Genomic DNA, 6,859 nt, shown 5'->3' with positions numbered 1-6,859 from the left:
CTGTTCCTGCCTTTCGTTTATGCGTGTAATGCGCGATCGATCCGTCTGCGACCATGGTGGCCCACCGCAGCACTGTCTGGTGGCACAGATCGTGCTTGGCTAAAAATGCTTCCTTTTCACCGTAAGGAAGTGCAAGGTAGCGCTGCACCAGCGACGTCACCGCCGCGGCGTCGAGCACCGCTGGCAGTTCCTCGTCGCCGACCGACGCTGCCTTTTGCTGCGCGCAGGTCAAAAGTCCAAGCTCTTGGCCCCACCGGAAGATCTTGGCTCCATACAGCCCCTGGCGATCAAGCCAGATGCCTTTCGCCCCGTACGGCAACTGGCGATAGATCGTGACCATCTGCTGCTTCTGAGCGGCAGTAAAATCCAGCCCCCGCGAGTACGGCTCACACGCTGTAAACACAACCGCGCCAGCCTGCGGCATAACCAGGTCATCCTCGTCGAGGACCTCGCCAGGAGCCAGCACCGTCACAGCAAGGGACAACACATCATCAGCGCGACACCCCCGGCGGGGCACACGGCGGCTCTGGCCCTTCCGATTGCCGACCGAAGCCGGCTCGGACAACACGTCCGGCTCCGGGATCAACACTGGAACATCGAGCAAAGTCATGAACAAAACCTCCTACGGTTCGTTGTTCACAACCAGTCTGACAGTGAGGGTTGGATGTTGATTCGTACAAAACCGCGCTGGGTGAGAATGGCCCGCAGCTGACCAATCAGCAATCCAAGCGTGCCTTGCGTGTAGCGCAATGCGGTCCACTCTTGGACGGCGAGTGCGCGGTCGACGGTGTTGTCGTAGATGCGCTGCTTCTTCTCCTCGTGGTGGATGCCGTCGTAGAACAACGCGACCTGGGCTTCGGGAAATCCCAGATCAGCGCGCGTGAGCGGCCGTCCGTCCTCGAAGAATTCCACCTGTTCCTCCAGTCGGAGCCCAAACTCCGCGGCCACCTTGGCAGCCAAGAACCGCATCTCGGTCTCTTTCGGCGAATCCGCGAGCACGCTTGAAGCTTTCAGTACCGACGCAAGCCAACGGACGGCCAGTCGGTTGTGGCCTGCCTCTGCGATCTCCTCGGGGGTGAGGCCGAGAAAGCGGCGGCTGGCGTCGACGAGCTGTACCGCACGCACAAACACCTCTTCATCCTCGGACCCGTGCACGGGCCACAAGCATTGCTGAGTTCGGATGAGCTTGAGCGCTTGCACCACGGCAACAGGTGGCGCGGCCACGCTGATCGGTTCCCCGCGACACAACACATGCCACGTTTCCCCTGGCCGGAGAGGTTTTCTCACCACCGTAGGAGTGAATTGGGTACCCCACTGCTTGCGCCCGCACGTCGGTGAGATGAGGACGGTGTCGTGCGCGTCCACCAGGTACGGCAGCCCGTACAAGGCCAACGCACCGAAACCGGTAAGCGTGGTGCCCGGATGTGCGAGCACGTGCGCCACCGCGCGGTACTTTGCCGGCACCTGGTAGCGCACCCGGCGAGGGTGGCGCACAGAGTCGCGGATGACCAGGCTTTCCGGGCGCAGTACGGAGCGCGGCACGAGGAATTTCCCGCTCACGCTGGCCATTCCGGGAGGGAGTCGCCCGGGGTTCGGGTAGAGCAGGTCGCCGGCGGTGGTGGACATGCCGTTGTAGAGGTGGGTCATGTGTTTTAGACGCTCGCAACCACCCGGCGGTTCCCTTTTCGGCCGTCCTGAGCGCCTAACATGTTTCCCATGAAGAAAACTGTTGCGGCGCTGGCGGCCGCCGCCCTGCTCGCCGCCCCCTCCCCCGCCTTTGCGCAGGACACCGCCATTTCGCAGTTGTCCTCGACAAGCTCGAAGGGTTCGTCCAAGCCGAACTACCGCCCGGACTATGACAAGGACATCAACCCGCCGGAGAAGCGTGCGCTGGAGGGGTCCTACACGGGTTCGGCGCCGATCTCCTTGGCTATTGCGTTTGCAGCGACGGCGGTTGCGGTGCAGCTCATCGTCGATTTCGTGCCGCAGGCGCGCGAAGCGGTGGACAACCTGGCGGAGCAGTTTAATCTGACGCATGTGCCGGGCTCGTCGGAAGGCAATCGCCTGATTCCGGCGAAGGAGATCACGGCGTTTGTGCAGTCCTACGCGGATCAGTACCTGCCACAGCTCCAGGGGTACCTGCCCCAGCGTTAGCTCCGCCACACACCCTGTGTTACGGTTGTGCCCGTTGTGGTTGCAGTGATCCATGTGACTGATGCGAAGTTTGGGTGCTGTGGTGGAAGAGCTGCAACCGAAAACGGCCGGTCCCGCACCGGCCGTTTTTCTCGTTAGACTGACAGGCATGACTGATCTTTCCCAGCTGCTCGACGCAGCAAAGCGCCCCCAGGTTGTCCAGGAGATCACCACTCTTGTCGACGACACTGTCGCCCGCCAGTCCGGCCTCACCGGCATGGCCCTGAAGTCCGCTCTCGCTGCTGGTAAGAAGGCCGACGCGGACGCCATTTCCAAGGGCGTGAACAAGTTCCTCCCGCAGATCGTCGACGAGCTCAACCCCTACTGGTCCGCCTACCAGGCCAGCGGCCAGCAGGGCTTCGGCGAGTTCCTCTCCGGCCGCGAGGACGACGTGGTCAAGGCGATGCTCGACGCAGGCGACAAGCAGGCGGATTCCATGCCCGGCGCCATCAAGAAGGTGTACTCCACGCTGCGCGGCAAGGCCGCGAAGATCGTGGGCCCGTCGTTGCCGCAGCTCGGCGAGATCGTGGAGCGTTTTGCTTAACGACGTCTAAAGCGCCCCCGCGTAAAAGTTGACAAAACGCCCCGACGCGACTTCCCTCACCTGGGAAAACGCCGGGGCGTTGTCAGATTTTACGAGCGCTAGACGTCCAGGAAGCGCACGTCCTTCGCCTTGCGGGTGATGAAGCTGCGGCGGGCCGCAACGTCGTCGCCCATGAGGATGGAGAACAGCTCGTCGGCACGCTGGGCGTCCTCGAGCTCGACCTTGCGCAGGATGCGAGTGTCCGGATCCAGGGTGGTCTCCCACAGCTCCTTGGCGTTCATCTCGCCCAGGCCCTTGTAGCGCTGGATGCCGTCGTCGGTGTTGATCTTGCGGCCGGCCTCCAGGCCTTCCGCCAGCAGCTCGTCGCGCTCGCGGTCGGAGAACGCGTAGCCCGGCTCACCCTTGCCCCACTTCAGCTTGTACAGCGGCGGGTTGGCCAAGAAGACGTGGCCGTTTTCCACCAGCTCCGGCATGAAGCGGAACAGCAGGGTCAGCAGCAGGGTGGCGATGTGCTGGCCGTCCACGTCGGCGTCGGCCATCAGCACGATCTTGTGGTAGCGCAGCTTGGCGATGTCGAACTCGTCGTTGATGCCCGTGCCCAGCGCGGTGATGATGGCCTGGACCTCAGCGTTTTTCAGCACGCGGTCCATGCGGGCCTTCTCCACGTTCAGGATCTTGCCGCGCAGCGGCAGGATGGCCTGGTACATGGAGTCGCGGCCGCCCTTGGCGGAGCCGCCTGCAGAGTCGCCCTCCACGATGAACAGCTCGGACTTTGTGGGGTCCTTGGAGCGGCAGTCCGCGAGCTTGCCGGGCAGGCCACCCAGGTCGGTGGCGGACTTGCGGCGCACCAGGTCGCGGGCCTTGCGGGCCGCCTGGCGGGCCTGGGAGGATGCCACGGCCTTGTTCACGATGACCTTGGCCTCGGCCGGGTTAGCGTCGAACCAGTCGGAGATGTTCTCGTTCACCGCGCGCTGGACAAAGCCCTTGACCTCGGTGTTGCCCAGCTTGGTCTTGGTCTGGCCCTCAAACTGCGGGTCGGCCACGCGCACGGAGACGACAGCGGCGAGGCCCTCGCGGCAGTCGTCGCCAGTGAGGTTGGGCTCCTTGTCCTTGAGCAGCTTGTGGTCGCGCGCATAGCGGTTCATCAACGACGTCAACGCGGCACGGAAGCCCTCCTCGTGGGTACCGCCCTCGTGCGTGTTAATCGTGTTGGCGAACGTGTGCACGGACTCCTTGAAGGAGCCGTTCCACTGCATCGCCACCTCGGCCTCCAGGCCGTCGCCCTTCTGGTCGAAGCCGATGATGGTCGGGTGGATGGCCGTCTTGGACTTGTTCAGGTACTTGACGTAATCGACCAGGCCGTCCGGGTAGTAGAAAGTGACCTTCTTTTCACGCTTCTTCTTGACGTCTGGCGCGACTTCGTCGCCCGGCTCCACCGTGTCGCCGTCGCCGTCCTGGTCGACCTCGGAGGCGTCCACAGTCTCGGTGCTGTCGTCGAACGAGTCGCCGTCGATGGCCGCTGCGGTGTCGCCCTCCTCGGCGATGGCCTCGAGCTCGAGCTCCTCGTCCGTGACGCGCTGGTCCGTCAGCGTGATGGTCAGGCCCTTGTTCAAAAAGGCCATTTCCTGCAGGCGGCGCGAGATGGTGTCGTAGTTGAAATCGACGGTCTCGAAGATCTCCGCGTCCGGCCAGAAACGGATGGTGGTGCCGGTGCCGCGGGCGTTGCCGCCCTCTTCCAGCTCGTCCGGCACGGCCATGTTGAAGCGCTGGTACCAGTGCTTGCCGTCGCGCTTGATGTCCGCCTCAACGCGGGTGGACAGCGCGTTGACCACGGAAATGCCCACACCGTGCAGGCCGCCGGAGACCGCGTAGGACTCCGAGTCGAACTTGCCGCCGGCGTGCAGCTGGGTCATAACCACCTGCACCGTCGGGGCGCCGGTCGGGTGCATCTCCACCGGAATACCACGGCCGTTGTCCACGACCTCGACGCCGCCGTCTTCCAGCAGGGTGACGTCGACGCGGTCGGCGTAGCCCGCCATCGCCTCATCGACCGAGTTGTCCACGACCTCCCAGACCAGGTGGTGCAGGCCGCGCACACCGGTGGAACCGATGTACATGCCCGGGCGCTTGCGCACCGCCTCCAGGCCTTCGAGGATGGTGATCGATGACGCGTCGTAATGGGGTTGCTGCTCTGCCACTTTCGGGAAGCTCCTCCATGCGTAAATGTGGGCCGAATGTGTCATTCAGGCCCGTTGAACCCGTCCTATATTACACGGTGAGGGGGCCATAACGGGGAGGTGTCCAACGCGCGAGAGGGCGTTTCACGCGCGTTTTTCGCTTGGCCCTTACCCGTACGTGTCGCGCGGGCCGCGGCCTTTCACGTGCAGCGGGCCATACCGCCAGCTCTTCGTCTTCGGCCCGTAGACGTGCAACTTGGTCACCACGTCCGGCCCGACCTTCGCCGCGATCGCCGCGAGCACTTCGCGCTGCATGTACTTCATCTGCGTCGCCCAGGCAGTGGAATCGCAGCTGACGTGCACTTCGCCGCCCTTGATCATCTCCACGTGCGTGTGTTGACCGATTTTCTCGCCGACCAGCTCGGACCAGTGCCCCATGACCCAACCGTGCGCCATCTTCTCGGTCCAGTCGCGTTTGCGGATTTCAGAGCCCAACAGGTTGGAAAAGGAGGAAACCTTGTAGCTGCGCGGCAATGCACGTCCGTCCAGGCCCGTGGGGATGCCTCGCACATTTGCTTTACGACGTTTCTCCGGCTGAGCAAGCCCCGTTTCAAGCCCGGGAACCGTGATGGCGGCCTTTGGTCCGTCGTGAAGCGATGGATTGTTGCGCCTGGGAATGGTGCTGGTGCCCTGGTGGGACAGATCCGGCAGGGGCCGGCCGCGTTTGCGTGCGGTGGCGCGGACCGTGTCGAAGCTGCGCTTAATCAGATCGCTCAATGGCGCTCACCCCGTCTTGCATGGTCACGGCGAAGCGCGCGGCGACGGCGTCGTCGAGGTTGCCCGGCAGGTCGTCGCCCACCGCTGCGGTGACCAGGACCTGCTCCGCGTCGGCGGCAACGTGCACAAGGCGTTCGCGGCGCTTGGCGTCGAGCTCGGCGAAGACGTCGTCGAGGATCAGCACCGGGTCGGTGCCTTCGCTGGCCAGAAGCTGGTATTCGGCGAGGTGGAGGGCCAGCGCGTAGGACCAGGTTTCGCCGTGGGAGGCGTAGCCCTTCGCGGGCTGGTCGCCGAGCATGAGCGCGAGGTCGTCGCGGTGCGGGCCGACGAGGGTGACGCCGCGGTCGATCTCGTCCTTGCGGCGCCGGCCCAGCTCAGCGAGCATGGCGGCCTCAAACACCGCCGGGTCCCGTGTCGGCCCGCCGTTGAGCTCAGTTACCGCCCGGTCGAGCGTGGAGCTGTACGCCACCGACGCGGGGCGCGACTCCGGGGCGACGGACTGGTAGGCCTCGGTGATGCGCTCGGCCAGCTCGTCGACAAGGCTGAGCCTTCCCGCCACCACCTGCGCGCCGAGCGCCGCGAGCTGACCGTCCCACACGTCCAGGGTGGAAAGCGCGCTGGCGCCGTCTTCGTCCTGGTAGCCGCGGCGCAGCGCCATGTTCGAGCTCTTCAGCAGGGCGTTTCGCTGGCGCAGCACCTTCTCGTAGTCCGCGCGGGCGCCGCCGAGGCGCGGAGTTCTCAGTGCTGCGAGGTCGTCCAAGAACTTGCGGCGTTCCGCCGGCTCGCCGGTGATCAGGCGCAGATCCTCCGGGGAGAACATCACCACACGCAAAACGCCCAGCAGCTCGCGGGCAGATTTCAACCGGGTGCGGTTGATCTGGGCCTGGTTCGCCCCTTGCGCCTTGATCAGCAGGTGCGTGGTCAGCGCGCGGCCGTCGTTGACGGTGGTGGCGGAGACGCGGGCGTTGTCGGCGTTAGCGTGGATGAGCGGAGCATCCGTCGATACGCGATGGCTCGACAGCTTCGACGAGTAGTGGACCGCCTCGACGATGTTGGTTTTGCCGTGGCCGTTACGGCCCGCGAAAACCGTCACGCCCGGCTCAAGCTTGAGATTCAGCTCGGGCCACGAGCGGAAATCACGCAGATCAAGCTCGCGGACGTGCATGGG

General features: G+C 64.6%; 7 protein-coding genes. 2 read left to right on the top strand and 5 right to left on the bottom strand.

The annotated features are described in order from the left end of the window. Together NUW87_RS08455 and NUW87_RS08450 are read right to left on the bottom strand one after the other, a co-directional pair. Positions 1-610 (bottom strand): hypothetical protein (locus NUW87_RS08455; protein ID WP_269028049.1); only part of this gene is annotated, 610 nt, incomplete at its 3' end. A gap of 26 nt (positions 611-636) precedes the next feature. Then, positions 637-1,647: a putative endonuclease domain-containing protein gene (locus NUW87_RS08450; RefSeq protein WP_269028048.1), complete on the bottom strand. Its 1,011-nt coding sequence runs from the start codon at positions 1,645-1,647 to the stop codon at positions 637-639. Positions 1,648-1,716: 69 nt separating this feature from the next. Between NUW87_RS08450 and NUW87_RS08445 the strand changes: the two genes are divergently transcribed. Next, the gene (locus NUW87_RS08445; RefSeq protein ID WP_269028046.1) at positions 1,717-2,154 is read left to right on the top strand and encodes a hypothetical protein; all 438 of its coding nucleotides are present in this window, start codon (positions 1,717-1,719) and stop codon (positions 2,152-2,154) included. Between the two features lie 148 nt (positions 2,155-2,302). Next, positions 2,303-2,737 carry a DUF6918 family protein gene (locus NUW87_RS08440; protein WP_269028045.1) on the top strand — a complete coding sequence of 145 codons (435 nt, stop codon included), beginning with the start codon at positions 2,303-2,305 and terminating at the stop codon, positions 2,735-2,737. Positions 2,738-2,835: 98 nt separating this feature from the next. Here the strand turns inward: NUW87_RS08440 and gyrB are convergent, their stop codons facing one another. From gyrB to recF, 3 genes are all read right to left on the bottom strand, one after another. Beyond that, positions 2,836-4,935 (bottom strand): DNA topoisomerase (ATP-hydrolyzing) subunit B, encoded by a 2,100-nt coding sequence (gene gyrB / locus NUW87_RS08435; RefSeq protein WP_269028044.1) that lies wholly within the window; start codon positions 4,933-4,935, stop codon positions 2,836-2,838. Between the two features lie 147 nt (positions 4,936-5,082). Next, on the bottom strand, positions 5,083-5,691 hold the full coding sequence (locus tag NUW87_RS08430) for a DciA family protein (RefSeq protein ID WP_269028043.1): 609 nt from the start codon (positions 5,689-5,691) through the stop codon (positions 5,083-5,085). Then, on the bottom strand, positions 5,675-6,856 hold the full coding sequence (gene recF / locus NUW87_RS08425) for a DNA replication/repair protein RecF (RefSeq protein WP_239219500.1): 1,182 nt from the start codon (positions 6,854-6,856) through the stop codon (positions 5,675-5,677). The genes NUW87_RS08430 and recF overlap by 17 nt, the downstream gene beginning before the upstream one ends. Positions 6,857-6,859: the final 3 nt, after the last annotated feature.

Origin of the sequence: Corynebacterium pilbarense, assembly GCF_026930265.1 — a bacterium.
GTDB classification, from domain to species: domain Bacteria; phylum Actinomycetota; class Actinomycetes; order Mycobacteriales; family Mycobacteriaceae; genus Corynebacterium; species Corynebacterium pilbarense.
This window is presented reverse-complemented; position numbering and strand designations above follow the sequence as displayed.